This is a genomic window from Streptomyces verrucosisporus (assembly GCF_017114865.1).
GTDB classification, from domain to species: Bacteria; Actinomycetota; Actinomycetes; order Streptomycetales; family Streptomycetaceae; genus Streptomyces; species Streptomyces fenghuangensis.
The window spans coordinates 495,234-520,878 of the sequence record NZ_JADEYH010000002.1 but is presented as its reverse complement, the minus strand read 5'-3'; the positions used below and the strand labels follow the sequence as shown (position 1 = coordinate 520,878).

Sequence of the window (25,645 nt, the reverse complement as noted above, 5' to 3'; positions counted from 1 at the left end):
CGAGCTGCGCAATCGCGCCCCAGAAGAGCCGATCGGCGCGGCCGCCGCGGCAGAGGGGCCCGGCGCTCCGGCATCACCGGAACCATCCATTCCGGGCCGCGGGGACCCTGAATCGCCACTACCGGCAGGTAATATCGCCTGTCGACGTGCTTTTCCTTGTGAAGAACTTCACGAACTTTCCCGGCGGGGTCTTCCGCGACGCCCCGACCACGCCTTCACGGGGGTGCGCGGGAACGACCGGTACCGCCGGCCCCGTGCCTCTGACATGGTGTTTCCACCGACGGGGAGGGGACCTGATGCGCCGTCTCGCACTGCTGCCGATCCTGCTGGCCGCGGGGTGCGCCGCGCCGGGCGAGGGCCGGATATGCACACTCGTCGGCGCCGAGTCCGGAGTCCGGGTGGACTGGGAGCCCGCCGACCTGGCCGCGGACGCGGCCGGGGGCAGGGGCGGGAGCGGCACCACCGTCAGGCTGTGCGTACGGGACGACTGCACGGAGCGGGAGGCGACCGCGCGGGACCCCTTCGGGATGCTCTCCGTGCACCTGGACGACGACATCGGGCCCGCGACCGTGCCGGTGCGCTTCACCGCCACCGCCCCCGACGGGCACACCCTGCTCGACGACCGGACGGAGGTCACCCTGAGGCGGAGCACGCCCAACGGCGGGGAGTGCCCGCCGTTGGTCTGGCAGGCGGCACTCCGGGCCGTGCCGGGCGAGGGCCTGGTCCCGTACAGGCCGCTCCCGCGCAGGACGTGAGCGCCGGCCCGTCAGCGGCCCGGCGCCGCGGCGCCGTGGGTCCGGCGCCGGGTCAGCGCGCGGCGCGGGAGTGGGCGATGCCGTCGAGGATGTCGTGTTCGCTGACCACGACCTCCCGGGCCCCGGTGCGCTCCATGACCGCCTGCAGGACCAGGGCGCCCGCGCCGATCACGTCCACCCGGCCCGGGTGCATCACGGGGATGGCGGCGCGCTCGTCGTGGGTGGCGGCCAGCAGGCGCGCGGTGACCTCCGCGACCTTCTCGGCGCCGATCCGTGAGTGGTGGATGGCGGACGGGTCGTACTCGGACAGCTCCAGCGCGACGGCGGCGACGGTGGTGACCGAGCCGGCCAGCCCCACCAGCGTCCGCGCCTCGGCCAGCGGAACGGTCTCCTCCACCAGGTCCAGCGCGGCCTCGGCGTCCGTCCTCATCGCGGCGATCTGCGCCCGTGTGGGCGGATCGGTGATCGCGCCGTCGCGCAGCAGATGGCGCTCGGTCAGCCGGACGCAGCCGACGTCCACGCTGCGGGCGGCCCGCACCCCGTCGTCGCCCACCACGAACTCCGTGGAGCCGCCGCCGATGTCCACCACCAGGTAAGGCCCCGCCAGGTGCGGCGCGCCCGCCAGCTCCCTGGTCGCGCCGGTGAAGGAGAACTCGGCCTCCTGGGCGCCGGTGATCACCTCGGGCTCGACGCCCAGGATGTCCACGACGCCGCGCACGAAGTCGTCCCGGTTCTCGGCGTCGCGCGAGGCGGAGGTGGCGACGAAGCGGGTGCGCCCCGGGGTGACGCCGTGTGCTCGGATCACCTCGGCGTACTCGCGGCAGGCGGCGAAGGTGCGCTCCAGGGCCTCGGGGGCCAGCCGCCCGGTGCGGTCCACTCCCTGGCCGAGGCGGACGATGGTCATCCGGCGGTCGAGGTCGGTCAGTTCGCCGGTGGCCGGGTCGATGTCGGCGACGAGCAGGCGGATGGAGTTGGTGCCGCAGTCGATGGCGGCGACCCTGACCGCCGTGCCGCTCACCGTACCGTTCACCGCGTTCGTCACTGCGTTTCCTCCCCCGCGTTCCCGGTGTCCCCGGCGTTCCCGGCCGTGCTCACACACGGTCCCTTGCGCCACCACTCCGGGAGCATGGCGATCGCCTCGTCGCCCAGCGGGTTGACGCCCGGACCCGCGGCCAGCGAGTGGGCGACCAGGACGTGCAGGCACTTGACGCGGTCGGGCATCCCGCCCGCGCTGGGGAAGCCCTCCAGCACCTCGACGGCATCGCGGCGCGCGATGTAGTCCTCGTGCGCCCGGCGGTACGCGGCGGCCAGCTCCGGATCGGTGCGCAGCCGCTCGGTCATCTCCTTCATCACGCCCTCGGCCTCCAGCGTGCCGATCGCGGAGGCCGCGCGCGGGCAGGTGAGGTAGTACGTGGTCGGGAAGGGCGTGCCGTCCTCCAGCCGCGGCGCGGTCTCCACCACGTCGGGCTGCCCGCAGGGGCAGCGGTGCGCGATGGCGCGCAGACCGCGCGGCGGGCGGCCGAGCTGCTGCTGGAATGCCTCGACGTCGGCTTCGGTCGGCGCGGTGGGCTCGGTACGGGGCGGGGGCGTTTCCATGTGGCCAGGATGCCTCAGGGGTGTCGGGGCCGGGTGCGGGGGCCCGGCGGGACGAATCGGGTTCCGGCGGGGGGCGGAGGAGCGTGTCCGGGCCGTTCCGGGGCTCAGGGGCGCTTTCTCCCGGCGCCAGAGGCGTCCGCCGCGTCCACGCCGTCCCACAGGTGCCGGTACCAGGCCTGTTCGCCGGGACCGGGCTCGGCGGTGCGGCGGGAACGGGAGGCGCTTCCACCGGTGCGGTCGGCCGTGCCGCGCGGAAGGACGTAGCCGGTCTCGCCGGGGCGCACGTAGAGCAGGTGCTCGCGGATCATCCGCTCGACGTAGGCCGGGTCCTTCCAGCGGGCCTTCAGATCGCGTTTCTCCTCGACCCGGCCGCGCAGTTCCTCGACCAGGCGCCGCTCCTCCTCGATCTCCGCGCGCTGCGAGACGTACTGCCGCATGGGGTAGGCCAGGGCGACGACGAGCGAGCACAGGACCATGACGAGCAGTGCGGCGCGGCCGGTCAGCCGGCTGCGCCGGGGGGCGCGCATCCGGCGGTTCTGGGCGCGGTAGACGCGCTCGGCCGCCTGTGCGCCCAGTGCCCTGAGCCTGGTCGCGGTGGAGAACCTGTCCCGTTCCGCGGCCACCCCGCCTCCCCTGCTGCCCTGTCGTCGCCGTGCCGTCGCGCCGTCGTCCCGGTGCCGTCGCCGTATGCCGCCGCGTCCCCGCCACCGTACGGGACGGCGGCGGGGCCGCTCCGGCGGCCGTGCCCGCCGCTCCGCGGAGGCGGGTCGCGCCTACCACTCCGCGGAGCGGCTGCGCTCATCGGTCCGCGGAACGGAACCGCGGGAACGCCGAGCGCCCGGCGTACACCGCGGCGTCGTCGAGGATCTCCTCGATGCGCAGCAGCTGGTTGTACTTGGCGACGCGCTCGGAGCGGGCCGGGGCGCCGGTCTTGATCTGGCCGCAGTTGGTGGCGACGGCCAGGTCGGCGATGGTGACGTCCTCGGTCTCGCCGGAACGGTGGGACATCATGCACTTGAAGCCGTTGCGCTGGGCCAGCTCGACGGCGTCCAGCGTCTCGGTCAGGGAGCCGATCTGGTTGACCTTGACCAGCAGGGCGTTGGCGGCGCTCTCCTCGATGCCGCGGGCCAGGCGCTCGGGGTTGGTGACGAACAGGTCGTCACCGACGAGCTGGACCTTGTCGCCCAGGCGCTCGGTGATGGTCTTCCAGCCGTCCCAGTCGTCCTCGAACAGCGGGTCCTCGATGGAGACCAGCGGGTACGCCTCGACCAGCTCGGCGTAGTAGTCGGTCATCTGGGAGGCGGTGCGCTCCTGGCCCTCGAAGACGTACTTTCCGTCCTTGTGGAACTCGGAGGCGGCCACGTCCAGGGCGAGGGCGATGTCCTGGCCGGGGGTGTAGCCGGCCTGCTTGACCGCCTCCAGGATGAGGTCGAGCGCCTCGCGGTTGGAGCCGAGGTTCGGGGCGAAGCCGCCCTCGTCGCCCAGGCCGGTGGACAGGCCGCGCTCCTTCAGCACCTTCTTGAGGGTGTGGTAGACCTCGGTGCCCCAGCGCAGGGCCTCGGAGAAGGACTCGGCGCCGATCGGCGCGATCATGAACTCCTGGATGTCCACGTTGGAGTCGGCGTGCGAGCCGCCGTTGAGGATGTTCATCATCGGCACCGGCAGCAGGTGCGCGTTCGGTCCGCCGAGGTAGCGGAACAGCGGCAGGTCGGACGCCTCGGAGGCGGCGTGGGCGACGGCCAGCGAGACGCCGAGGATGGCGTTGGCGCCGAGGGAGGACTTGTCCGGGGTGGCGTCCAGGTCGAACATCGCCTGGTCGATCAGGCGCTGCTCGGTGGCGTCGTAGCCGACCAGCTCCGGGCCGATCTGCTCGATGACGGCGAGGACGGCCTTCTCGACGCCCTTGCCGCCATAGCGGCCCTTGTCCCCGTCACGCAGTTCCAGGGCCTCGAAGGCGCCGGTGGAGGCGCCGGACGGAACGGCCGCACGGCCGGTGCTGCCGTCGTCGAGGCCGACCTCGACCTCGACCGTGGGGTTGCCTCGCGAGTCGAGGATCTCGCGGGCCACTACGACGTCGATGGACGGCACGAGGGTCTCCTTCGTGTGTGTCGGGCATGTGTGTCGGGTCTCAGTGCCCTGAGCCTATCCGGCCCGCGCACGCCACCTCGCCGACAGCCCGTGCCATACGGCGGAACGACGGGTGAAATCGCAGCTCAGAGAGGGCGGGAGCATTTTGTTTCCAAATTGAATAAACCCGGTGCGGCGCGCCCTCCGCGAAAGGAGGTGACACACCGCACCGGGGTGGCGCCGCCGGGTGACGGAAGTGGCGCCGGGGCGGGCACAGCAGGGGATCAGACCCGGAGCTGCTGGCCGGGGAAGATCAGGTTGGGGTCGTCGCCGATGACGTCGGTGTTGTCCTGGTGGATCTGCTGCCAGGTGGTGCCGTGGGCGGCCGCGATGGCGCGCAGGGTGTCGCCGGACTTGACCGTGTAGCCGGACTCGGCGCCGCCCTGGCGGCCGTCGGCCCGCTCGGAGGCGCCCTGCGGCCGGACCTGCTCCTGGGACTGCGACTGCGACTGCTTCTGGGACTGGGACTGCGACTGCGACTGCTTCTGGGACTGGGACCCGGAGTGCCCCCGCCCGGCGCCGGAGCGGCCGCCGTCCGGGTCCACCTCGGCCGCGGGGCCGCCGGCGGTGAGGCCGCCCTTCCCGGCGCAGGCCCAGGCGCGCGGGCCCTGCATGGCCAGCAGTCGCTCGGCCACGGCGATCTGCTGCTCCCTGGTGGCCAGATCGGCGCGCGGCGCGTACCGGGTGCCGCCGGCGGCCTCCCAGCTGGACTGGGAGAACTGCAGACCGCCGTAGTAGCCGTTGCCGGTGTTGATGGACCAGTCGCCGCCGGACTCGCACTGGGCCACCCGCTCCCAGGTGTCGACGGACGCGGCCGAGGCGCCCGGCGCGCCCGCCACCGGAACGGCGATGGCGGCACCCGCGGCGCCCGTCAGCGCGGCCGCGCGGACGGCCCTGGCGGTGCGACTGTCGTGCCCCTTGCCGGTGAACAGCATGGACGTCCCTTATCTCACCGACGCCTGCGAGGTGAGCTGTCGGGTTCGGGCAGTGAGCAAGCCCGGCCGTCCGGGGCGCGGAACCCCGGGCGACTTCACCCCAAGCCGCTCCGGACCGTGCGGTCCGGAGCGGCGCCTACCTGGTTCCCCCGCTCCTGCCCTCGGCGCTGACGCGACGACTGCCCACCGGCCGCCGGCAGGATTCGGCGCTGCGGTCGGTGGCACTCGCGGTGCGAGCGAGATGACGGTAAGCACACCGGGGCATGTGTCTCAAAGCATGTCAGAAATCGGCAATTCACCCTTTCTGACGCCCGCACGGCTGGAACCCGCAGGTCAGGTGAGGAGCGTTAGGCCGGACAGGAACGACACGCCGCAGTCGCCCGGGAGGGTCATCCCGCAGGGCCGTCCGCACTCATCCGAGAGTGAGCTCCTGTCCCGGCAGGATCAGGTCCGGATCCTCGCCCACGACGTCCTCGTTGCTCTCGTACAGCCCGCTCCAGCCGCCCGGGACGTTCTGCTCCTGTGCGATCGTCACAAGCGAGTCGCCGGGACGCACCAGGTAGCTCTCGTCCCTCCCGCGGGCGCCCAGACCGCTCACGGTACCCGCCAGCGCGGGACGCTCGGCACGGGCGGAGCGGTCGGCGGTCTCCCCGGACCGCTCGTCACCGGCGGCCTCCCGGCCCTCCGGCGCCCGGCTCTCCGCGCCCCGTTCCAGTTCCAGTTCGCGCGGGTCGCGCTCGCCGCGGTGCTTTCCGGTGCCCTCCCCGGCGCCGGTGTCCTTAACGCCACCGTCCTCGGCCCCGCCGTCTCCGGCGTCGTCGCCCTCCGACGCCTTCCGCTCGTCGCGGTCACCGTCCCCGGCGGTGTCCTCGGCGGTGTCCTCGGCGGTGTCCTCGGCGGCGCCGTCCTTCGCACTGCCGCCGGATCCGGGTTCTCCCCCGCCGTCGGCCGGGGACTCCTCCTGCGCCTCGTCGCCGCCCGGCAGGATGCCGTCCAGGAGGCCCCCGCCCTTTCCGCTCCCGCCGTCGCGCGCGTCGTCCTCCGGCAGGAGGTTGTCCGGGTCGATGGCCGGGGCCTCGCCGGTGGTGTCGTGGCGCAGTCCGGCGTTGACGCCGCAGGAGGGCCAGGCCTCCGGACCCCGGTCGGCGAGGATCTTCTCGGCCACCGCGATCTGCTGGCTGCGGCTGGCGAGGTCGGGGCGCTCGGCGTACGCCGTACCGCCGTACCGCTCCCAGATCTCCTGGGTGAGCTGAAGGCCGCCGTAGTAGCCGTTGCCGGTGTCGGCGCTCCACAGGCCGCCGCTCTCGCACTGCGCGACCCGGTCCCAGGTGTCGAGGTCCGCCGCCTGCGCGCCCCCCGCCCCGAGCAGGGGGATGGCGAATCCCGCACCGGTCACTCCGGCCGTGACGAAGATGGCGGGAGCCTGGCGGGGGCGGCGGTGTCTACCGTTCCCGGAAAGCATGTGTGGGGCCTCTCGTGCGTGGACAGATGACAGGGTTGCGCGGTTGACGGCTGAACGTAGCGCCACCGGGCCGATCATCACAAGTCAATGTCTCGCAGATCACGCACAGATCACATGTATGACTGTGCGTCACCCGCGCACCGGCTCGAACTCCACCGGCAGTTCGCGCAGTCCGCGCATGATGAGACCGCCCCGCCATCGCAGATCGGCCGGTTCCGCCGCGAGCCGCAGGTCGGGGAGGCGTTCCAGCAGGGCAGCGAGAGCGATCTGTCCCTCCAGCCGCGCCAGCGGCGCTCCCAGGCAGTAGTGGATGCCGTGGCCGTACCCGAGGTGGGGATTGTCACCGCGTGTGAGGTCCAGGGTGTCCGGATCGGCGAACCGCGCCGGGTCGCGGTCGGCGGCGGCCAGCACCACCAGCACCGGGTCGCCCGCGCCGATCCGCTGCCCGCCGATCTCCAGCGGCTCGGTGGCGAACCGCCAGGTGGCCAGCTCCACCGGCCCGTCGTAGCGCAGCAGTTCCTCCACCGCCGTCCGCAGCAGCCCGGTGTCGCCCGCCGCCAGCGCGTCCTGAAGCCGCCGCCGCTGCTCCGGGTGGCGCAGCAGCGCGTAGGTGCCGTTGCCGATGAGGTTGACGGTGGTCTCGAAACCGGCGAACAGCAGGATGAACGCCATCGCCGCGGCCTCGTCCTCCGTCAGGTGCTCGCCGTGGTCGCTCGCCCGGATCAGACCGGAGATCAGGTCGTCGCCCAGGTCGCCGCGCTTGCGGTGGATCAGGTCGGCCAGGTACGCGCGCATCCGCTTCACCGCCCGGCCCACCCCGCCGCGCGGACCGCCGCCGTGACGCAGCATCATGCCCGCCCAGTCGCGGAAGTCGTCCTGGTCCTCGGCCGGGACGCCGAGCATGTCGCAGATGGCGTAGATCGGCAGCGGGAACGCGAACTCGTGGATGAGGTCGGCGCTCCCGCGCTCCGCGAAGCCGTCGACGAGCCGGTCGGCCAGCTCCCGCACCCGCGGTTCGAAGGCCGCCACCCGACGCGGGGTGAACGCCTTGGAGACCAGTCGCCGCAGCCGGGTGTGGTCGGGCGGGTCGATGTTGAGCAGGTGCGTCATCAGGTTGGCGCTGCGCTCGCCCGGGATCCCCACCTTCCCCTTGCCGTGCGCGGCCTCGCTGTGGTGGGCGGGGTTCTTGCTCAGCCGCGGGTCGGCCAGCGTCTCGCGCGCGTCCGCGTACCGCGTCACCAGCCACGCCTCCACGCCGCTGGGCAGCGCGGTGCGGTGCACGGGCGAGTGCTCGCGCAGCCACGCGTACGCGGGGTAGGGGTCGGTGGCGAACTCGTGCGAGAACAGCTCGGGCGGGGGCGGGGTGCGGTCGGCGCCGGCGTTCTCGTGGTCCACGCCTCCGACGCTAACGCGGCCCGCGCACGCCCGGCCGGGGGGTCCGGGCAGCCCGCCCGCCGGGCCGGGCCCGCGGCGGCATGGCGGCCCGGCGGACGGGTACGGCGGAAGGACGGATACCGCGAAACCTCCGAAAGGAGGACATAGTGCCCTCGCACTCCTACCCTCCTCCGCAGGACTGGGGCCACTACGGGGAGCCGGCGCCCGAGCCGCTCCCGGAGCCCCCGGTACGGCCCCGCGACGGGATGGGCGTCGCCGCCCTCGTGCTCGGCCTGATCGCCCTGGTGATGTTCTGGACCGCCCTCCTCGGCGTGGTCCTGGGGGTGCTGGCGGTCGTGTTCGGCGTCGTCGGCTACCGCCGCGTCAAGCGGGGCGAGGCGACCAACGGGTGGATGGCCCTGATCGGCGCGATCACGGGCTTCATCGGGCTGGCCCTCTCCACCGCCGTCATCGCCGCCGCGGTGGCCTTCCTCAACTCCGACGAGGTCGACGACTTCCGCGACTGCATGCGGAACGCCGACACCTCCGCCGAGAGCCAGGAGTGCGTGGACGACCTGCGCGACCGGTACTGGTGAGGGCGTGCGCGGCCCGCGCCCGCCCGCCGGCGGGTCCGTGACTCCGCGCCCCCTCCGCCGCACCTCCGCCTCACCGGGTCCGGCGGCCCTCCCCCGGCAGTGTCAGCGCGACCAGCAGCAGACAGCACCCCAGGACCACCGCACCGGTGCGGTAGGCCAGGGCGTAGCCGGGGGCGAGGGTTTCCGGGGTCTCACCGGTGATCCGGGAGGCGGCGACGGTGGAGAGCACCGCCAGGCCCAGGGAGCCGCCCATGGTGCGGGAGGTGTTCACCATCGCCGAGACCACGCCCGCGTCCCGGTGCGGGGCGCCGGAGGTGGCCAGGGAGGCCAGCGGGGTGGCCAGCAGCCCGGTGCCGAGCATCGTCGTCACCCCGGGCCCCATCACGGTGGCCGCGTATCCGCCGTCGGCGGCCATGACCGAGCTGAACCACAGGAAGCCGCACGCCGCCAGCGCCACGCCCGTCAGCGCGGTGTTCCGGGCCCCGGCCCAGTGCATCAGCCGGGGCGCGAGCTTGGACCCGGCGACGACGCTGAGCGAGTGCGGCAGGAACCCCAGCCCCGCCTGGAGGGGCGTGTAGAGCAGCACGTTCTGCATGTACAGCGACATGAAGTACCAGGAGGAGACCAGCGCCGCGCCGCAGACGAACATCGCGGCGTTGGCCGCCGACACCGACGGCAGCCGGAACAGGCGCAGCGGCATCAGCGGCGCCCCGGCCCGGGACTCCACCGCGACGAACACCCCCAGCAGCGCCAGCCCGCCCAGCAGGGGCACGAGCGTGACCGGCTCCGTCCAGCCGGCCGCCTCCGTCTGCACGATGCCGTACGCCACCGCGCCGAGACCGCCGGTGACCAGCACCGCGCCGGGCACGTCGAGGCGCCGGGCGCCGCCGGCCGGATGGTCCGTCGACAACCGGAGGGCCACCGCGAGCAGCACGAGCACGCCGATGGGCACGTTGACCAGCAGCACCCAGCGCCAGGACAGCGCGTCGGTGAGCACACCGCCGACGAACCCGCCCGCCGCGCCGCCCCCGGCGCCCACCGCCGTCCAGGTGCCGATGGCCCGGGCGCGGGCCGGCCCCTCCGGGACGGAGGTGGTCAGCAAAGTCAGGGTGGACGGAGCGAGGACGGCGGCGCCCGTCCCCTGCACGGCCCGCGCGGCCAGCAGCTGCCAGGGCTCCTGCGCGAGGCCGCCGGCGAGGCTGGCGGCGGTGAACAGGCCGAGTCCGGCCAGGAACACGCGCTTGCGCCCGAAGAGATCGCCGGCCCGCCCGCCGAGCAGCATGAACCCGGCGAAGGTCAGCGTGTAGGTGTTGACCACCCACTGGAGCTGCTCGGCGTCCATCCCCAGCCCGGCCCGCATGGACGGCAGCGCCACGTTGACGACGGAGACGTCGAGGACGACGAGGAACTGGCCCGCGCACGCGGCGAGCACGATCAGCCACGGTGCCCTGACCGGGCCGGGCGCCGGTGTCGCCTGGGGTTTCTCGGCCTCGGCCGGACGCTTGTCCATGGCACCCATGCTAAGGAGCCGCCACCGGCCGCCCGGCCACGGCCGCCGGGTATGCGTCCTTCGGCGGCCCACCCGCTCCGGCCCGCTCACCGCGGCGACCGGAGCGCGGCGCCGGGGGCCGGCGTGACGGCCGGAAGCGGGGTGGCGACGGGCCCCGGTGTGGCGACGAGGTCGCCGAACGGTACGCAGCCGCCCGCCAGGCGGATCTCCCCGGGCCCGCACTCCGCCGTCGGGCCGGTCGGAAGGGGCGCGGGGGCCGACGGATACGGCAGGGGCGAAGAGGGACGCGAGGGGAGGGGGGCGACCGGTGTGCCCGGTATGGAGGGCCGCTGTGTCACGTCGTCCCCGGTGAGCAGGTTCCAGGTGAACACCGCCAGGACCGCCACCGCGGCCACCAGCATTCCCGGCTTGCCGTTCAGCCTGCCGGACTTCTCGGTGGCGGCCCCGGCTCCGGAACCGGTACCGGTGGCGGGGCCGGGCGGACGGGCCATCGGGCCGGTGCGGTCCAGCGGGGCCGCGGTGTTGACGCCGCACAGGACGAGACGGGTGCGCAGCAGGGGCACGGCCCCGGGATCGGCCGCCGCCGTCCGCGCCAGCTCCACCGTCTCCCGGGCCTCGTCGTCGTGGACGACCAGGACGCCGGGCTCCGTCCAGCGCAGGCTCCACCCAGCCCGCCCGGCGCCCGCGAGCCCCTGGCCCACCAGGATCTCCAGCGCCTGCGCGGGCGATCCCGGCAGGCCCCACTGGTCCACGCCCCAGCCCGCCTCGTGCAGCGACTCGGCCAGCTCGGCACCGCGCCCGTCCTCCAGCAGTCCCAGTACGGTGTCCACGGCGGGCTCCGGCGGCACGTCCGGCCCGCGGAGCCGGGCCAGGGGCTCGCGCAGGTCCTCGACGGCCTGGACCATCTGCGCCTCGGCGGCGTCGTCCAGCCACTCCCGCCACGGCTGTCCCAGCCTGCGCGGCCCCGACGGCGGCAGGAGCGGACGCAGCAGGGAACCCCACACCCCCTCGGGAAGCCGGAGGTACGCGGCGTCCGCAGCCGCACCCGTCCTCGGGGCGGGCGGCGCGCCGGCGGCGCCCTCGTCGCGGGCGAGGGCGGCCAGGCGGCGGCTCAGCGGCGGATGGGAGTCCAGCCGGGAGCGGGGCGGCTCCGGCATCCTGCGCCGCCACTGCTCAAGCGCCTCGGCGTACTCGGGATCGGCCAGCATCCCGGCGAAGGGGCGCAGCGGGTCGTCGGGGGTCAGCCCGCGCCCGGCCATGGGGTCCAGCAACCGGGCCCGGTAGTCGGCCCAGGCCGCGCCGACGGCGTGGACGGCGGTCAGGGCGGAAGCCGTGGCCTCCCGCCCCACGACGGCCGCCGCGGCCGCGTCCGCCTGGAACTCCTGCCGCCGCCGCACGACGAAGGTGACGGCGTCGAACAGCCACGCGTACACCCCCAGCACCCAGCGCTGGTAACCCGTGTAGGACGCCACCAGGACGTTGCCCCCCGCCGCCTCGGTGATGCCGTCGCGCGCCGTGCGCAGGGCGGCCGAGCCCCGGTGGGCGGTGGCCGCGAACCGGGTGTGCCGGCGCGCGTAGTGGCCCAGCTCGTGGCAGAGGACCGCCCGCAGCTCGTCCTCGCTCAGCCCCGCCAGCAGCGGTACGCCGATCTCCATGCGCCGGGCGGCCACTCCCGCGCCGAAACGGGTGTCCTCGCCGACGGAGGCGTTGGCCTCCAGCGTCAGCCGGATCTCGGTCGGTTCGGGCGCGCCGACCGCACGCGCCAGGCCGGTGACCGTCTCCCACAGCCGCGGGGCCTGCCGCCGGGTGACCGCCCGGCCCCCGCGGGCGGCCGGGGCGTGCCCGCCGGAGAACATCCCGCGCAGCACCGCCAGCACGGCCGGCAGGCCGAAGGCGACCGCGTACAGCGGCGCGGGTGTGGTCATACGCATGCCGTCGACCAGAAGTATCCACAGCACGAAGGCCGCCAGAACCGCGTAGCCCAGCACCAGCGCCCACGACACCACGTGGAAGCCCCCCACCAGAACGAGGGCCAGCGCGGTCCGCGCCAAGCCCCCCGGCGTCATCCGCATCCCCGTCCGCCCCCTCCCCCGCACGGCACCGCGTCGCGCGGCCCTCGCCGTCATCGTTCCCACCGGCGGCGCGGCGCGAGTCGGAAGTGCGCCATCGGCGGCGCGAGCCCCCAGGCCGTGCTCGCCGGGCAGGGCCCCGGCCACCTGCGCACCCGGCGCCCGCCCGCACCCGCCCGCGGCGTGTCACCACCACGCGGGAATGTCCTGAAACAGCCCCCTGCGCACCGGCTGTGCGGGCACTCCGTCCACCAGCGCCGAGCGGAGGACGGGAGGCCGGGATGCCACTGCACGCGATCACCTCGGGGGCGCTCCATGTGCCCCGGGGCTACGAGTGGATCGTCCTGGCGGTCTTCCTCGCCTCGCTCGCGGTCGTCCTGTACGTCGCCACGGGCGGAAGGAGGTGAAGCCCGTGCCGCACTATGCGATCAGCAAGTACCGGCCGCCCACGGACGTGCCGTCCATGGGCGTCCTCATGCTGGCCCTCACCGTGATCACGGTGGTGCTGATCCTGGTCTTCAGGGGCAGGCGGTGACCGGAGGGGAGAGGGAGCTGCGGGAGGAGGGGGAGCCGGGCACCGGCGTCGTGCGGTGGCTCGCGGTCATCACCGGCGCCCTCCTCGCCGCCTGGTCCTCCGCCCTGCTCGCATCGCATGCGGCGGGCGGCGCGGACGGGTGGCGAGGGGTCCGCGACGCCCTGGGCTCCGCCTTCGGCGTCTCGCTGACCCTCACGCTCCTCGCCGCCGGACCCGCCGGCGGCGGAAAGGCCTGGGTGGGTACGGGGAGCGACATGGGCCGGCCTCGTCGTGCTCGCCGCCCTGCAAGGGGTCCGGATCGCGGACTGACCCCGTGGCGCTCCCGGCCGTCCCGGCCGGGAGCCCGTTTGCGGCGGTGGCCGGAGGGAAGCCGGTTGTCCGGCCAACACGCTTCGCGCACAGGGCTGCTGACAGTTCCCCGTATGTGTGCGGGAGAGCGGGTTCCCACACCGGCGCCCCTCCGGGCAAAGCCGCCGGAAACCCGCGGCGGGGTGACGCGCTCCCCTCCCCTCCCCTCACCCGACTCACCCGACTCACCCGACTCACCCGACCGAAAGGACTCGCAGTGGCTTCGTACTCCTCTCCGCAGGGCCACCCCGGCGCCCCGGGGCCGGCCGGGCGGCCGCCCCGCAACGGGCTGGGCATCGCCGCCCTCGTGGTCGGCGTGGCCGGACTGCTGCTGTTCTGGACCCTCATCGGCGGTGTGCTGCTGGGCATCGCGGCCATCGTGCTGGGCGTCGTCGGCCACCGCCGCGTCAGGAGGGGCGAGGCGACCAACGGCGCGATGGCCCTGATCGGCGCGATCACGGGCGCCATCGCGCTGGTGGCGTCCGTCGCCGTCATCGCCGCCGGGGTCTCCTTCCTGAACTCCGAGGAGTTCGGCAACCTGGACGAGTGCCTGCGGAACGCCGACAGCGCGGCCGAGGAGCAGCAGTGCGAGCGGGACTTCCGCGACGAGCTGGAGCGGCGCTGAGCCGGAAGCGTGCGCGGCACGCCGTGTGCACCCCGAGGTCTTCGCCGGCCCACGGGCCGGCGAAGACCTCGGGCACGCCGGAACGGAGCGCACAACGGCATCTCCCGCGCTCCCCGGTGCGCGGAAGCCGAGAAGCTGAACTCCCTCCCGACCGTGTGTGGCGTAATGGGTTCATGACCGCTGACGGTTCCGCCGGACGGTCCCGGATCCGCCGAGGGACGGCGAAGAAACCGGTCGCCACGCGGCGGCCGCCACGCGGCGCTCGGCGACCGGGGGAATCGATGACCGTACCGGAGCCCGTGGTCTCCCCGGCTCCGCGGACACCGCGGCGGAACACCGGTCCGCGCTGCTGAGGGCGCGGGAGGTGGTGGAGGACCACGAGCGCCGCGCAGGACCACTGCCCGGTGCCCCACTGGAGGATGCGCGCCGTGCGTGGCGGGGCGGTTGACCGCCCCGGACGGGGTGTGGGCCCGAAAGACCTTGGCGACGAGGACCGGGCAGGGTTCCGAGGACAGGGACGGTGCTGCCCGGGCCGTCTCGGTGCGGTCGGTACACGGGCCGTCGGCCCTACCGGGCGTGGGGAGCGGCCCTCCCCTCGCCCGGTGCGGCATGAGCCGCGCGTGTCACACCGGCGTGACGGGCCAGCCGGTGGTGATCAGGTACTGGCCGAAGAGGTAGCCCGCCATGATCGCGACCTCCTGGCCGGGGAAGACGTGCCCGGCGGCCTGGAGGCCGATGAGCAGGTCCGAGCCGAGGAAGGCCAGCGCGCCCGTGCCGGCGCGGGCGCCGGTGCCCAGGGCGGTGACGGCCATGGCCGTCAGGGCGAGGCTGTAGCCCGCCACCGGCAGGCGCAGCCGCTTCTCCAGACCCGGGGCGATGGCGGCGTTGGCCGCGGCCCAGCCGGCCAGGCCGGCCGCCGCGATCCAGGGGCGGCGGCGCAGGCCCTTCAGCGCGCCCTGGCGCACGTAGCCGGCCGTGTAGCTGACCTGGGTGCCCAGGAAGGCGGCCATGCCCAGGAGGAAGGCGGGTTCGTACTCGTCGGCGAGGAGGGCGGTGTCGCCGGCCGCGGCGCAGGCCAGTCCCGCCAGCAGGGTCTTCGGGGCGGGGGTGTCCGCCGTCTCGCGGCGGCGCAGCGCGTGGGCGGCCAGCGCCGGCATCAGCAGCGGCTTGCCGGCGCGGGCGGCGCCGCGCGGGCGGCGGGCGGTGGCCAGCAGGTCGGCCGCCGCGAGCGCGCCGAAGGCGACCAGTGCGCCCCTGCCGTGCCCGTCGGGGCGGGTGAGCCGGGCCGCCGCCCGGCGGGTGCGGCGCGCGCCGCGCTCCAGAGCCGTCGCGAAGATCGTCATGGGGGCACAGTCTGGCGGCCCCGGCGGCGCGCTTCAACGGCCCGGCCCGGCCGGAAGCAGTCGGATGTGGCCGGAAACGGCCCGGTACGGTCCGGCGCGATCAGTCGCGGCCCGGCGCGGCCGGAGGATCAGGTGTGACCGGGACCGCCGGAGCCGAAGCCGCCGCTGCTGCCGGGACTCCAGGTGGGGCGCTTGTCGAGATCGACGGGATGGGTGTCCTCGTGCTCCTGGAGCTCGTAGGGGAGCCGGCGCCTGCCGTCGCGGGGCAGCGCCTCGTCGTCCCGGACGCCGTCCTCGTAGACGATCGGCTCGTCCGGGCACTCGGTCGGGGTGGAGATCCCCTCGTCGCCGCGGTTGAGGATCCGCAGCCCGTACACCACGGCCAGGACCAGCAGGCCCGCCACCACGATTCCCGCGATCAGGGGGCCGATGCCGATCGTCAGATCGGAAGCGGCCAGTGGGATGTGATCCGCTGCGTAGATGCCGTTCATGGCCTTCGGGTACCCCCGTGCGGCCCGGTCACTCGGCCCGGGGCGGCTCCTGCCGGTCCCCGGCTCCAGGAGCCGCCGTGCCCGCCCCAAGCGCGCTCTCGGCCGCCCGTATGGCGTCCCGGTAGGTGCGGGCCGCCGCCCGCAGGGCCGTCTCGGGGTCGGTGCCCTCGGCCTCGGCCCGGGCGGCCAGGGCCAGCAGTTCGTAGCCTGCGCCCTCGCCGGCCGGGAGGGCGTCGACGCCCGCGGCGCGGGCCCGGCCCGCCAGCTTCGCGGCCAGGGCGAGGGCGGGCTGGCCCAGTGGGATGCCCTCGGTGACCGACTCGCGCCGCTTCTCGACCGCCTTGGTGCGCAGCCAGTGCGCCTTGACCTCCTCGGGCGTCTCGGCGGTCTCGTCGCCGAAGACGTGGGGGTGGCGGTGGACCAGCTTCTCCACGATCGTGGCGGCCACGTCGTCGACGGAGAACGACTCGTCGGGGTCGTCCTGGGCGATGCGGGCGTGGAAGACCACCTGGAGCAGCACGTCGCCCAGCTCCTCGCGCAGGGCCTCTCGGTCGCCCTCCTCGATGGCCTCGACCAGCTCGTACATCTCCTCGACGCCGTACTTGACCAGGTCCTCGCCGGTGCGGGTGCCGCTCCAGGGGCACTCGGCGCGGATGCGGTCCATCACCTGCACCAGGTCCAGCAGGCGGGCGCCGGGCAGATCGTAGGAGCCGGGCAGCAGCTCCAGCTCCGGCATCGCCTCGCGGCCGGATCCGGCCATGCGGGCCAGCCCGTCGGTCAGCTCCGGTTCGCCCTCGGCTCCGGCGAGGACCACCACCGTCCGCCCGCCTCCCGCCGCCGGAGCGCCGTCGCCGCCGTCCGCGCCCGTGCAGGCGTCCACCAGTTCGCGGGCGGTGGGCCGGGCGGTCTCCACCTCGACGCCCGCGTCCCGGACGTACGGGAGCTGCGGGTGGCCGGGGTCCGGGCACAGGACGCGATCGGCCGTGCGCAGGGCCTGCCAGGCGGGCCAGGACAGCAGTCCGGGCGCGACGCGGTGGCTGGTGGTGAGCAGGACGATGCGGCCGGTGGCGGGGGCCGGCGCGGGACTGGAGAGGTTCACGCCCCGAACGTAACCGATGGGGGCCGGTCCCCGTACGGGGACCGGTGCGCCGGGGTCAGTGCGCCGGGGCCGGTGAGGCGGGCGGCCTCCACCGGGACGCCCAGGCACCGTTCCAGCTCGGCGAGGTTGGCGCGGGTGGTCTCCCACAGCAGCCGCTGCCGCCCCAGGACGTCGGCCACCGCCGCGTCGTGGTCGCCCAACAGGGCCGCGGCCCGCTCGGCGAGCTTCGCGCCCAGGTCCCGGTCGTGCACGGACAGCCCCCACCCGGGGCGGTCGATGTCGGCCAGGAAGTACGCCAGCTTGGGGTGCGAGATCAGGCTGAGGACCGGGGTGCCGCAGCCGAAGGGGATCATCCCGGCGTGCCCGCGCATCCCGACGACCAGGCGGGTGCGGCGGAAGCGCTCGTAGATCTCGGCGTTGGGCAGGTCGTAGAGCGGCTCGACTGGCAGCGCGATGCCGTGCTCCCGGCGCAGGTCGTGCACGAACCGCTCGTCGGCGGGCGTGTGGGGCGCGTACCGCACCTCCGCGCGCCTGCCCAGCTCGCGCACCGCGGCGGCCATCTCGGCCAGGAAGTGGCCGTAGTCGTGGCCGAAGCGCAGGCCCGCGCGGTCGTACGCGCAGTTGACCAGCACGGTGTCGTCGCGCCGCACGGGGTCGGTCCAGCCGGGCGAGAGCCTGCGCAGCACGGTGGTGGGGCACGGCTGGTAGCGCACCTTCTCCCGCAGGGAGGGGGGCAGCAGCGCCCGGACGCGTTCGACCGAGCCGTGGTTGCGCAGGCCGAAGAACGCCGATCTCTCCACCAGGGCCCGCAGGCTCTCGGTGAACCGGGTTCGGCGGTACTCCTGGCCGTCGAAGACGTTGTAGCCGACCGCGAGGACCGCCAGCGGCACGGTGATCCGCTCCAGCATCGCGTCGGGGACGTTCCACTGCCAGGCGCTGTTGCCGTTGGGCCAGGTGTCGGGGAGGAAGAGCCCGCCGCCGCCGACGACCAGGGCGCGGCGGGCGTTCACGCGCTCCAGGGCCACCTCGTCGAAGAGGCGGTGCACCGGAACCGGCAGCCAGCGGCGCGGCCCGGTGTCGGCGCCGAAGCACAGTCGTACGGCCTCGGGGAGCACCTTGTCGCCGGCGTTCTCCTGGCCGGAGGCGAACAGCGCCACATGCGCGAGCTGCCCGTCGCCGGGGACGTCGGGCGCGGGCTCGCCGGGCAGCAGGGCCAGGTCGCGGCAGGTGCGGTTGACGGGTTCGGCGTCGAGCCCTTCGCGGGCGTACGCGCGGGCCGCGTCGTCGTCGCCGCGCAGCCACGCCAGCCGCGCGAGCCGGCTGAACGCCTTCGGCGCGACCGCGGGCGAGGCGGTGGCCAGCAGCAGATGGGTCTCGGCCTCGGCGTGGCGGGACTCGGCCATCAGCGCGCTGCCCAGCGTCTCGTGGAAGCGCGGCTGGTCGGCCCGGGGGGTGACCGACAGCAGCACCTCGACGGCCTCGCGGTAGCGGCCCTCCTCGGTGTGGACGAGTGCGAGGGCGCGGGCCAGGTCGACGGTGGCTCCGCGCTCCAGCAGGGGGCGGGCGAGGTGCGCGAGGAGGGCCGGGTGCTTGGGGCCGGGCAGGGAGCAGTAGGCGGTGCGGAAGTCGTCGTCGGCCATCTCGTAGCGGGCGCGGGCGCGTATCGCGGGGGCGTACTCCTCCCCGTCCCCGGCGCCCGGGTCCTCCGCACCGCCGAACCGCAGGACCACCGTGCCCCCGGGCACGGGCAGGCCGCCGTGCAGGCGCCGGACGGGCAGGTCGTGGCGGTCGTCGAGGGGCACCACGCATCCGGGTACGCCGTCGCCGGCCAGCAGGGCGCGGGTGGAGTCGTCGAGCCGTTCCCTCTGGAGGACCAGCAGGCCCTCGTCCGCCTGGACGCGGGGCTCGCCGGAGGGCATGGGGAGCTGCAAGGCCGCGCCCACGCCGTGGCGCAGCCGCAGGAGGGGGCCGATGTCGTCCAGCACCACCATGTCAGGGCCCAGCACGATCACGGTGTCGTACTCGTGCGCCCGTAGTGCCTCCCACCGTCCGAGCCGTGTTCCGCGGGCGGTGATCCGGGGGTGCAGGCGCCGGGCGGCGTCCAGGGCGGATTCGGGCAGTCCGGGGTGGAGTAGGAGGAAGTCCTCGCAGACGCGGGGGTTGGTCAGCGCCAGGCTGCGCAGCAGGGTCAGCAGGCCGGGGAGGGTGTCCTCGTCGGCGTGGCAGGCGAAGGCGATACGGCGCCTGCCGGTCAGGGCGGCGGTGGCGTCGGCGGCTTCGGCGGCTTCGGTGCCGGCGGTGGGGGAGGCGGTCATCGCAGGGAGATCCTCGTCCGTGTGCTGTCCTCGGCCCGGGCCTCCGCCCAGGCTCGTTCGGCGGGGCGGAGCCGGCCGGGGCCCGGCAGGCCGAAGCCGATCAGGTCGACGACCGGGCAGACGTCCAGGAAGTCCAGCAGCCGCAGCACCGTGAAGGCGGTGGTCGGGCCGGATCCCGCGGCGCTCTCGCCGATCAGCGACGGATCGGTCACCGGGTGGCGGAGCGAGGCGTCGCCGACGCGGCGCTGCGCGCCGGGGACCAGCCGCCGTACCGCGCTCAGCCACTCGTCGGCCGGGTCGCCGAACACCAGCCGGATGCCGACCCGGTGGTCCAGGCGCGCAGTGGTGCGGTGGGAGAGGGCGTGGATGTCGGTGCGCTCCCCCGCTCCAGGTACGTCCAGGGGGAAGGCGTCGCAGCGGACGACGAGGTCGTAGGCGTCGATCCCGGCGTCCGGCACGTGGTCGGCGAGCCGGGGGCTGTTCGCCACCAGGCACACCGTCCGGCCCGCCACGGCGTTGCGCAGGTCGCCGACCGCGAGCGGCTCCCCGTCGCCGGCCCCGCCCGGACCGCTGCCGGCGCTGCCGCCGCCGAGGAGCGGGTCGGGCATCCGGTCCCGCCCGTCCAGCCGGCAGTACGCGGCGTACAGCGCGGCGAGGTCCCGTACGGCGGGGTCGGCCGCGCCGCGCTCGCGCAGCCGGTGGTCCATGTAGGCGGTGAAGGCGGCGCGGACCTCGGACGCCGGCAGGTCGCCTCCGGCAGCCCCGGCGAAGGCGCGGGCCTCGGGGCAGTCGTCGGCGGGGAACAGCCGCAGGGCGTCGGTCAGGCACTTCTGCCGCTCGGTGAGCGTGACCAGGTGGGCGGCGGCGGCACGGGCGCCCGGGCCCGGCTCGGACAGGGCGAGGTGGCGCTCGTACGCCCCGGCGGCCTCGGCACGGCGTCCCAGTCCCTCCAGGGCGCGGGCGCGCAGCAGCCAGGCGGCCCTGGAGTTGCGGCGGACGGTCAGAGCGGTGTCGGACAGGAGGAGGGCGAGCCGGAGGTCGCGGGCGTCCGCCGCGTCGGATGCCGCGTCGAGCGCCGCGTCACCGGCGCGCAGCAGGGTGTCGAAGGCTTCCTTGCCGGCCCTGTCCGCGGCCGGGCCGGAGGAGCTCCCGGTGGTCCCGGTGCGGGCGGTGTGCGCGGCGATCAGGGCGGCGAACGCGGCGACCAGACGGGTGCGCCCCGGGTCCGGCCGTCCGCCGGACCCGGCGGACAGCCCGGTGAGTTCGGTGAGTCGGTCCGCACAGGCGCGGACGCATCCGGTGATCGCGGTGCGCGCCTCGGCCTCGCGCGCGGCGCCCGGCCGCAGGCGAGGGATCCCCGGCCACGCCCGCGGCGCGGCCCCGGGCCTCTTCGTCCTCATGTCTCTCCACTGTTCGGCGGCGGGAGGCCGAACAGTGCCCGACCGCCGCGCGGCGTGTGTGACGCCGCGTCGGCTTCCGGGTGAACAGCGACGGAACCTTCGGCGGGGACCGGCGGGTCGGTTCGGAGGCGGCCGTCAGGCGGGCTGCTGCGGCTCGGGGCTGGAGACGTTCCTGATCCACGGCTCCTCGGCGTCGGTCAGGGTGATCTGCTCGTCGTCCCAGGCGCCGAAGCGCGGGTTGACGGTCACGTCCAGCTTCTCGGAGGCCTCGGTCAGCGCCCGCGTGATCTCCTGCTGGCCCTGCGGCGTCTGGAGGTTGGCGCCCAGCTTCCCGGCCAGTTTCTGCACCAGCAGCTGGGAGCGCACCGCCTGGTCGATCTCGTCGGGCGCCACGGCCCGCTGCTGGAGCATCATCGCCTCCAGCTGCTCGGGGCCGCCCACGTTGCGCTCGGCCTCCTCGCGCGCCCGCTGGACCTCGCCGCGGTCGACCGTCACCCCGGCGTCGTCGGCGGCCCGCTCCAGCACCCGCTCGAAGACCAGGGAGCCGACCGTACCGCGGGTGAGCTGCTCGGTGTTCCGGACCAGCTCGGCGCTGCGGTCCGACTCGCCCTGCGCGGCCCGTACGGCCCGCACCTGCGACTGCACCTGGTCCATGGTGATCCGCTCGCCGCCGACGACGGCCGCCGCACCCGGGTGGGCTTCGCTGCCGCACGCGGTCAGCAGCGGCGCCGCGATGAGCACCGTCACCGCGGCTGAGAGGGAGAGCGAGGTCCTGCGGCGGAACATTGAGCCTCCTGAGTGCGGCTGTGGAACGGATGGTGTGGACGGTGCTGGGGGGAACACCTGTGCAATGCCGTCCCGGCGATGATCGATGCTAGGCAGTCGGCGTGACTCCCACCACCGTTTCGGCACTGTTTCGGCAAACGAGCGGACGGCCGGGGGGATACGTACCGCTCGTCCCGGGGCCGGGCGGCGGGACGGGCCGCAGGACGTGCGGGGTGGCGGGGCGGGACGGGGGGGGGCGGCTCGGGCAGTGTTCGCCGGTCGTTACCGCTCCGTACACCCGGGTGCCCGAGAGTGGCCTCCGTGTCCAACGAAACAGCCGTGCAGTCCCCGGAGCGCGGCCCCGACGCCGGCGCGGGCTCCGGGCAGAGCGACCTCACGCGGGAAGCGGCCCTCCCCGGGGTCCCGGCGCCCGCCGTCCACCCGCCCTCCCCCGCTCCCGGGCGCGAGCCCGCCGCGGAGCCCGCCGCGGGACCCGCGCCGCGCGAGCACCGGCACGACATCGACCTGATGCGGCTGATCTGCTCGGTCGCGGTGATGCTGGGCCACGTCGGCGGGGTGTTCATCGCCGCGGTCGGCCGGCAGGAGGCGAACGGGCCCGGCGCCTACTGGACCGGGCACGTCGTGGAGGCGCTCAACCCGTTCGCGGTGCCGATGTACTTCGCCATCGCGGGCTGGGCGGTGCTGGTCGGCGCGCCGCCGCGCGACAGCCGCCGCATGTGGCGGCGGATCGTGCGCAACTCGGTGCCGCTGTTCGTCTGGACGGCCCTGTACCTGCTGTGGGGCCGGGCGTGGGGCACCAACGACGGGCCGGTGTCGCGGCTGGCGGTGGAGGCCCTGTTCGGCTCGGTGCGGCCCGCCTACCACCTGTGGTTCATGTACGCCTACATCCCGCTGATCGCCGCCCTGGCCTTCGTGGTGCTCGTGCGGGCCGGGAAGCGGCCGTGGGGCCTGGGCGCGGTGCTGCTGGTGCTCGCGTCGGCGCCCTCCCTGATGGGCGACCTGGAGCGGTGGACCGGCTGGGACCTGCCGCGCTTCGGCTGGGGCTTCGGCGTCTACCAGGTGGCGTACGCGCTGGGCGGCGCGATGCTGTTCGCCCTCCCGGCCGGGGCCCTGGGCCGCCTGGCGGGCCGCCGGTGGGTGTGGGCGGTGCCGATGGCGCTGACGATGGCCGGGGTGCTCTGGTACCACACGCGGGTCCACTACGTGATCCCCAACGCGCACCTCCTGGTCGCCGTGATGACCGGCTGCGTGCTGCTCATGGTCGCCCGGGTGCGGGTGCCGGACCGGTGGATCCCGTCGCTGTCGAAGCTGGCCGGGGCGGCGCTGGGCGCCTACATGGTGCATGTGATGGTGATCTCGGCGATCGTGGAGCCGCTGGTCTCCGCGGACGTGCCGGGGGCGGTGGCCGGGCCGCTGTTCGTGGTGCTGCTGGCCGCCACCGTCGTGGTGTCGTTCGGCGCGAGCCTGCTGTGGGGGCGGCTGGGGCTGCGCAGGTATCTGGGTTAGCCGGCACGGGACCACGGGGCCGGGCCGGAGCCCCGGCGGGTTCCGGCCCGGCCCCCGCGCCGGTTCACAGCGCGTGGTCCGCGGTCCTGTCCGGGCGCGGTTCAGGTGCGGCTCGGACACTCATCGGGCGCGGTGCACGTCAGCACGGGCCCGGTATCCGGAGCCCCGGTGTCCGGAGCCGTGGTCCGGCTCCGGACACCGGGGCCGCTCACTTCCCGCGGGCGCGGGCGGCCGCAGCCCGCCTGACCCGGCGCGCGGCGCGCAGCGCGTGGTCACTGCCGGGCAGACGGCGCACCAGGCCGGGCGCGAGCCCTCCGGGCAGGCCGAGCGCGGTCAGCCGGCGCCGCTTGAAGTAGCGGACCGTGGTGTCGTCCAGACGGGCCGCCAGCCACTCCTCGGCCTCGGCCCGCAGGGCGGGGTAGCGCTCGGCCTGCATGCAGTACCCGACGGCCCGCACCAGCGGCTCGGCCCGCCGCACCGCCTCCGCGGACTCGGTGACCACCTCACCGCGCGGGCCCTTCCCCTCCCCCGGTGCCTCCAGATCGGGCACGAGGGCGTCGACGAGCGTCAGCGGGACGCGGTTGCTGTTCTGGTACGGCGTCAGCCGGTCCAGCAGCGGCCCGGTGCCCACCCGGGCGACGGGCACGCCGTACAGGGCGGAGGCGGTGAGCAGCGCGGTGGAGAAGCAGCCCACGACCAGCTTCGGGCGGCACCGCCGGAAGACGGTCTCGGCCAGCATCGGCCGCTTCGGCACCACCAGCCGTACCCCGGTGTCGGCGGCGGCCTTCTCCAGCACCCTGGAGTAGCGGGCGGGCGCGGTGGGGTGGGGCTTGAAGAGGACCGTGCGGTGCCCGGCCGCGGCGGCGCCGCGCAGCATCCGCTCGTGCAGCGCCTCCTCCTCGTCCGCGGTGAGGATGCCCAGTGCAGCCAGGTACTGGCCCAGCAGTACGGCGGTGGGCATGCCCTCGCCGTCCGGGTCGAGTTCGGCGTCCAGGCCGTCGTCCCCCCCGGCGGCGTCGTCGAGTTCGTCCAGGACCGAGCGGAAGACCCCGTTCGGCACCAGTTCGGACGGCACCCCGTACTCGGTCAGCAGCAGCGGCGTCAGGCCGGGCACCAGATCGAGGTGGAGCAGCCGCTGGACGCGGCAGGCCAGGGCCTGCGGCAGCTTCTCGCGGGTGGGGCCGTAGCTCATCAGGCCGTCGGCGTAGACGTGGACGGAGGCGCCGGCGAAGATCGAGGCCAGCGCCCTCGCCGGGCTGACGTGCACGGACTCCACGACGAGGTCGACCGGCCCGTCGCCCAGGCCCCAGCTCGCGCGGAACATCCGCTCCCACAGCGGGCAGTCTCTGCCCGCCGGGCCCCAGGTGCTGGGGTGGTGGGGGCGGATGGCGTCGTTCCAGTCGATCACCCGGTCGAAACGGGCGGCCAGCCGGTGCCAGCCTCGCATGCCGTCCAGCCGGGAGGCGGTCTCGGGGACCTCGGCGTTGTTGGAGACCAGCAGTACGCGCCGCGTCCGGTGCCACGGCCCGAACAGGCCCGCGTCCAGGGCGGCGGCGAGCGTGGCGGCGCCGTAGAGGGTGGAGACCTCGAAGATCTGGACGCGGGTGCCCCCGCCCGCGCCGCTTCCGCTCCCGCCGGTGGCGTCCGCGGTGTCCATGGCGCCGGTGATGTCCGTGGTGCCAGCCATGTCAGGCCGCCTTCCGTGCCGTGCCGCCCAGCAGCCGCCGCAGCGTTCTGGCGCGCTCGTGGTCCATCGACGTCAGGGTCCGCTCCAGCACCTCGCGCGGCATCCGGCGCAGCGCCGCCGCCGACTCGTGCTTGAGCCGCCGCGCGGCGGCCGGCTCGTAGCGGTGGGCGTTCGCCGCGTGGAAGGCGATCATGGCGCAGTAGGTCCGCACGATCTTGGGCAGGAAGCGCTCGGCCTCCCGGTCGGCGGCGACCTCGGCCAGGATCAGGTCGTGGGCCGGTATGAAGTCCAGCTGCCGGGCGTCACGGATCTGGGTCAGCGAGGTGGTGACCCCGCGCCGGTAGAAGACGCCGAGCAGGCCGACCGTCGCGAACGTCCTCGCCCGCAGGTGGAGCTGCCACGTGAAGACGCGGTCCTCGGCGGTGCGCAGATGGGTGGTGAACCGCATGCCCAGGCCGTCGCCGCCGGTCTCGAACAGGCCGCGCCGGTAGATCCCGGCCCAGACGAAGGGGTAGTCCACCATCGTCTCCATCTCGGCCGGCGCGATGGCGTCCCTGGTGCTCAGCACCGCGTCCCGCCGCCGGGCCGGGGCCCGCTTGACGGTGCGGTCGCGTCCGGTGGACTGCACATGGTCGGTGCGCACGAAGTCGCAGTCCAGCTCCTCGGCGGCGTGGAGCAGCTCCCGCAGATAGCCGGGCGCGTACCAGTCGTCGCCGTCGAGGAAGGTCAGGTACTCGCCCTCGGCGGCCTCGATGCCGGTGTTGCGGGCCTGCGCGATCCCCCGGTTCTCCTCGTGCCGCACCAGACGGGCGCGCGGCAGGTCGTTCACGGCCCGGTCGAGGATCTCCGCGGTGGCGTCCGTGGAGCAGTCGTCGACCAGGACGAACTCCGTACCCGGTCGCGCGTTGGCCGCGAGGCTGCGCAGGGTGTCCTGCGCGTACTCCTGGACGTTGTGGAAGGGGACGATCACTGAGAGCTTCGGCACGTGGTTTCCAGACGCTGCGGACAGGGCGGCGGGCCGGACGCCCGCGGTCCACGGCCGCCGGCCCCTCGGGCGGAGGGTAGTCACGTGCCGGTCACACCGGG

General features: G+C 74.8%; 23 protein-coding genes and 1 riboswitch. Of the genes, 6 read left to right on the top strand and 17 right to left on the bottom strand.

The window, feature by feature from the left end:
* The first annotated feature begins 296 nt into the window (after nucleotides 1-296).
* The gene (locus IQ279_RS05380; RefSeq protein WP_206347108.1) at nucleotides 297-755 is read left to right on the top strand and encodes a hypothetical protein; all 459 of its coding nucleotides are present in this window, start codon (nucleotides 297-299) and stop codon (nucleotides 753-755) included.
* A 52-nt stretch (nucleotides 756-807) separates the two neighbouring features.
* On the opposite strand, the gene IQ279_RS05375 is transcribed toward IQ279_RS05380, so the two are convergent.
* The 7 genes from IQ279_RS05375 to IQ279_RS05345 form a co-directional block, all read right to left on the bottom strand.
* Entirely contained in the window at nucleotides 808-1,797 is a 990-nt protein-coding gene (locus IQ279_RS05375) for a Ppx/GppA phosphatase family protein (RefSeq protein WP_307792223.1), read from the bottom strand.
* Nucleotides 1,794-2,351 carry a DUF501 domain-containing protein gene (locus IQ279_RS05370; protein ID WP_206347107.1) on the bottom strand — a complete coding sequence of 186 codons (558 nt, stop codon included), beginning with the start codon at nucleotides 2,349-2,351 and terminating at the stop codon, nucleotides 1,794-1,796. Before IQ279_RS05370 ends, IQ279_RS05375 begins: the two co-directional genes overlap by 4 nt.
* Before the next feature lie 104 nt (nucleotides 2,352-2,455).
* Nucleotides 2,456-2,974, bottom strand: a complete 519-nt coding sequence (locus IQ279_RS05365) for an FtsB family cell division protein (protein WP_307792222.1) — start codon at nucleotides 2,972-2,974, stop codon at nucleotides 2,456-2,458.
* A gap of 175 nt (nucleotides 2,975-3,149) precedes the next feature.
* On the bottom strand, nucleotides 3,150-4,439 hold the full coding sequence (eno, locus tag IQ279_RS05360; protein WP_206347106.1) for a phosphopyruvate hydratase: 1,290 nt from the start codon (nucleotides 4,437-4,439) through the stop codon (nucleotides 3,150-3,152).
* A 263-nt stretch (nucleotides 4,440-4,702) separates the two neighbouring features.
* The gene (locus IQ279_RS05355) at nucleotides 4,703-5,413 is read right to left on the bottom strand and encodes a LysM peptidoglycan-binding domain-containing protein (RefSeq protein WP_206347105.1); all 711 of its coding nucleotides are present in this window, start codon (nucleotides 5,411-5,413) and stop codon (nucleotides 4,703-4,705) included.
* A gap of 6 nt (nucleotides 5,414-5,419) precedes the next feature.
* Nucleotides 5,420-5,590: riboswitch (cyclic di-AMP (ydaO/yuaA leader) on the bottom strand.
* Between the two features lie 235 nt (nucleotides 5,591-5,825).
* Entirely contained in the window at nucleotides 5,826-6,809 is a 984-nt protein-coding gene (locus IQ279_RS05350) for a transglycosylase family protein (protein WP_307792221.1), read from the bottom strand.
* 195 nt (nucleotides 6,810-7,004) lie between these two features.
* The gene (locus IQ279_RS05345) at nucleotides 7,005-8,270 is read right to left on the bottom strand and encodes a cytochrome P450 family protein (protein WP_206347103.1); all 1,266 of its coding nucleotides are present in this window, start codon (nucleotides 8,268-8,270) and stop codon (nucleotides 7,005-7,007) included.
* Nucleotides 8,271-8,416: 146 nt separating this feature from the next.
* Here IQ279_RS05345 and IQ279_RS05340 point away from each other — a divergent pair, with 146 nt between their 5' ends.
* Complete coding sequence (locus IQ279_RS05340; protein ID WP_206347102.1) at nucleotides 8,417-8,845, top strand: DUF4190 domain-containing protein; 429 nt, start codon at nucleotides 8,417-8,419, stop codon at nucleotides 8,843-8,845.
* A gap of 70 nt (nucleotides 8,846-8,915) precedes the next feature.
* On the opposite strand, the gene IQ279_RS05335 is transcribed toward IQ279_RS05340, so the two are convergent.
* Nucleotides 8,916-10,355: an MFS transporter gene (locus IQ279_RS05335; RefSeq protein WP_241027574.1), complete on the bottom strand. Its 1,440-nt coding sequence runs from the start codon at nucleotides 10,353-10,355 to the stop codon at nucleotides 8,916-8,918.
* A gap of 86 nt (nucleotides 10,356-10,441) precedes the next feature.
* Nucleotides 10,442-12,406, bottom strand: a complete 1,965-nt coding sequence (locus IQ279_RS05330; protein ID WP_206347100.1) for a M48 family metalloprotease — start codon at nucleotides 12,404-12,406, stop codon at nucleotides 10,442-10,444.
* A 299-nt stretch (nucleotides 12,407-12,705) separates the two neighbouring features.
* On the opposite strand from IQ279_RS05330, the gene IQ279_RS28455 reads away from it, so the two are divergent.
* The 3 genes from IQ279_RS28455 (at nucleotide 12,706) to IQ279_RS05325 (ending at nucleotide 13,932) form a co-directional block, all read left to right on the top strand.
* Nucleotides 12,706-12,831, top strand: coding sequence for a hypothetical protein (locus IQ279_RS28455; protein WP_277402494.1), 126 nt, complete (start codon nucleotides 12,706-12,708; stop codon nucleotides 12,829-12,831).
* A gap of 5 nt (nucleotides 12,832-12,836) precedes the next feature.
* Nucleotides 12,837-12,959 (top strand): hypothetical protein, encoded by a 123-nt coding sequence (locus tag IQ279_RS28450; protein ID WP_277402493.1) that lies wholly within the window; start codon nucleotides 12,837-12,839, stop codon nucleotides 12,957-12,959.
* Nucleotides 12,960-13,524: 565 nt separating this feature from the next.
* Nucleotides 13,525-13,932: a DUF4190 domain-containing protein gene (locus IQ279_RS05325; RefSeq protein WP_206347099.1), complete on the top strand. Its 408-nt coding sequence runs from the start codon at nucleotides 13,525-13,527 to the stop codon at nucleotides 13,930-13,932.
* Nucleotides 13,933-14,555: 623 nt separating this feature from the next.
* On the opposite strand, the gene IQ279_RS05320 is transcribed toward IQ279_RS05325, so the two are convergent.
* From IQ279_RS05320 to IQ279_RS05295, 6 genes are all read right to left on the bottom strand, one after another.
* Nucleotides 14,556-15,275 (bottom strand): lysoplasmalogenase family protein, encoded by a 720-nt coding sequence (locus tag IQ279_RS05320; protein WP_206347098.1) that lies wholly within the window; start codon nucleotides 15,273-15,275, stop codon nucleotides 14,556-14,558.
* Between the two features lie 128 nt (nucleotides 15,276-15,403).
* Nucleotides 15,404-15,766, bottom strand: coding sequence for a DUF6479 family protein (locus tag IQ279_RS05315; RefSeq protein WP_206347097.1), 363 nt, complete (start codon nucleotides 15,764-15,766; stop codon nucleotides 15,404-15,406).
* A gap of 28 nt (nucleotides 15,767-15,794) precedes the next feature.
* Entirely contained in the window at nucleotides 15,795-16,865 is a 1,071-nt protein-coding gene (locus IQ279_RS05310) for a nucleoside triphosphate pyrophosphohydrolase (RefSeq protein WP_206347096.1), read from the bottom strand.
* Nucleotides 16,862-19,180, bottom strand: a complete 2,319-nt coding sequence (locus IQ279_RS05305) for a polysaccharide pyruvyl transferase family protein (RefSeq protein ID WP_206347095.1) — start codon at nucleotides 19,178-19,180, stop codon at nucleotides 16,862-16,864. The genes IQ279_RS05310 and IQ279_RS05305 overlap by 4 nt, the downstream gene beginning before the upstream one ends.
* Nucleotides 19,177-20,580: a hypothetical protein gene (locus tag IQ279_RS05300; protein WP_206347094.1), complete on the bottom strand. Its 1,404-nt coding sequence runs from the start codon at nucleotides 20,578-20,580 to the stop codon at nucleotides 19,177-19,179. The genes IQ279_RS05305 and IQ279_RS05300 overlap by 4 nt, the downstream gene beginning before the upstream one ends.
* Before the next feature lie 135 nt (nucleotides 20,581-20,715).
* Nucleotides 20,716-21,366 (bottom strand): SurA N-terminal domain-containing protein, encoded by a 651-nt coding sequence (locus tag IQ279_RS05295; RefSeq protein WP_206347093.1) that lies wholly within the window; start codon nucleotides 21,364-21,366, stop codon nucleotides 20,716-20,718.
* A 300-nt stretch (nucleotides 21,367-21,666) separates the two neighbouring features.
* Between IQ279_RS05295 and IQ279_RS05290 the strand changes: the two genes are divergently transcribed.
* Nucleotides 21,667-22,872: an acyltransferase gene (locus IQ279_RS05290; protein ID WP_307792216.1), complete on the top strand. Its 1,206-nt coding sequence runs from the start codon at nucleotides 21,667-21,669 to the stop codon at nucleotides 22,870-22,872.
* 208 nt (nucleotides 22,873-23,080) lie between these two features.
* Here the strand turns inward: IQ279_RS05290 and IQ279_RS05285 are convergent, their stop codons facing one another.
* Both IQ279_RS05285 and IQ279_RS05280 read right to left on the bottom strand, forming a co-directional pair.
* Nucleotides 23,081-24,529: a polysialyltransferase family glycosyltransferase gene (locus tag IQ279_RS05285; RefSeq protein ID WP_206347208.1), complete on the bottom strand. Its 1,449-nt coding sequence runs from the start codon at nucleotides 24,527-24,529 to the stop codon at nucleotides 23,081-23,083.
* A 31-nt stretch (nucleotides 24,530-24,560) separates the two neighbouring features.
* Complete coding sequence (locus IQ279_RS05280) at nucleotides 24,561-25,544, bottom strand: glycosyltransferase family 2 protein (RefSeq protein ID WP_206347092.1); 984 nt, start codon at nucleotides 25,542-25,544, stop codon at nucleotides 24,561-24,563.
* Between the last annotated feature and the right edge of the window lie 101 nt (nucleotides 25,545-25,645).

Bases quoted from the DNA above. Each gene is read 5' to 3' on its own strand.
- IQ279_RS05380 (WP_206347108.1), top strand. From the start codon at position 297: ATGCGCCGTCTCGCACTGCTGCCGATCCTGCTGGCCGCGGGGTGCGCC.
- IQ279_RS05370 (WP_206347107.1), bottom strand. From the start codon at position 2,351: ATGGAAACGCCCCCGCCCCGTACCGAGCCCACCGCGCCGACCGAAGCC.
- IQ279_RS05355 (WP_206347105.1), bottom strand. From the start codon at position 5,413: ATGCTGTTCACCGGCAAGGGGCACGACAGTCGCACCGCCAGGGCCGTC.
- IQ279_RS05335 (WP_241027574.1), bottom strand. From the start codon at position 10,355: ATGGACAAGCGTCCGGCCGAGGCCGAGAAACCCCAGGCGACACCGGCG.
- IQ279_RS28455 (WP_277402494.1), top strand. From the start codon at position 12,706: ATGCCACTGCACGCGATCACCTCGGGGGCGCTCCATGTGCCCCGGGGC.
- IQ279_RS05320 (WP_206347098.1), bottom strand. From the start codon at position 15,275: ATGACGATCTTCGCGACGGCTCTGGAGCGCGGCGCGCGCCGCACCCGC.
- IQ279_RS05315 (WP_206347097.1), bottom strand. From the start codon at position 15,766: ATGAACGGCATCTACGCAGCGGATCACATCCCACTGGCCGCTTCCGAT.
- IQ279_RS05305 (WP_206347095.1), bottom strand. From the start codon at position 19,180: ATGACCGCCTCCCCCACCGCCGGCACCGAAGCCGCCGAAGCCGCCGAC.
- IQ279_RS05300 (WP_206347094.1), bottom strand. From the start codon at position 20,580: ATGAGGACGAAGAGGCCCGGGGCCGCGCCGCGGGCGTGGCCGGGGATC.
- IQ279_RS05295 (WP_206347093.1), bottom strand. From the start codon at position 21,366: ATGTTCCGCCGCAGGACCTCGCTCTCCCTCTCAGCCGCGGTGACGGTG.
- IQ279_RS05285 (WP_206347208.1), bottom strand. From the start codon at position 24,529: ATGGACACCGCGGACGCCACCGGCGGGAGCGGAAGCGGCGCGGGCGGG.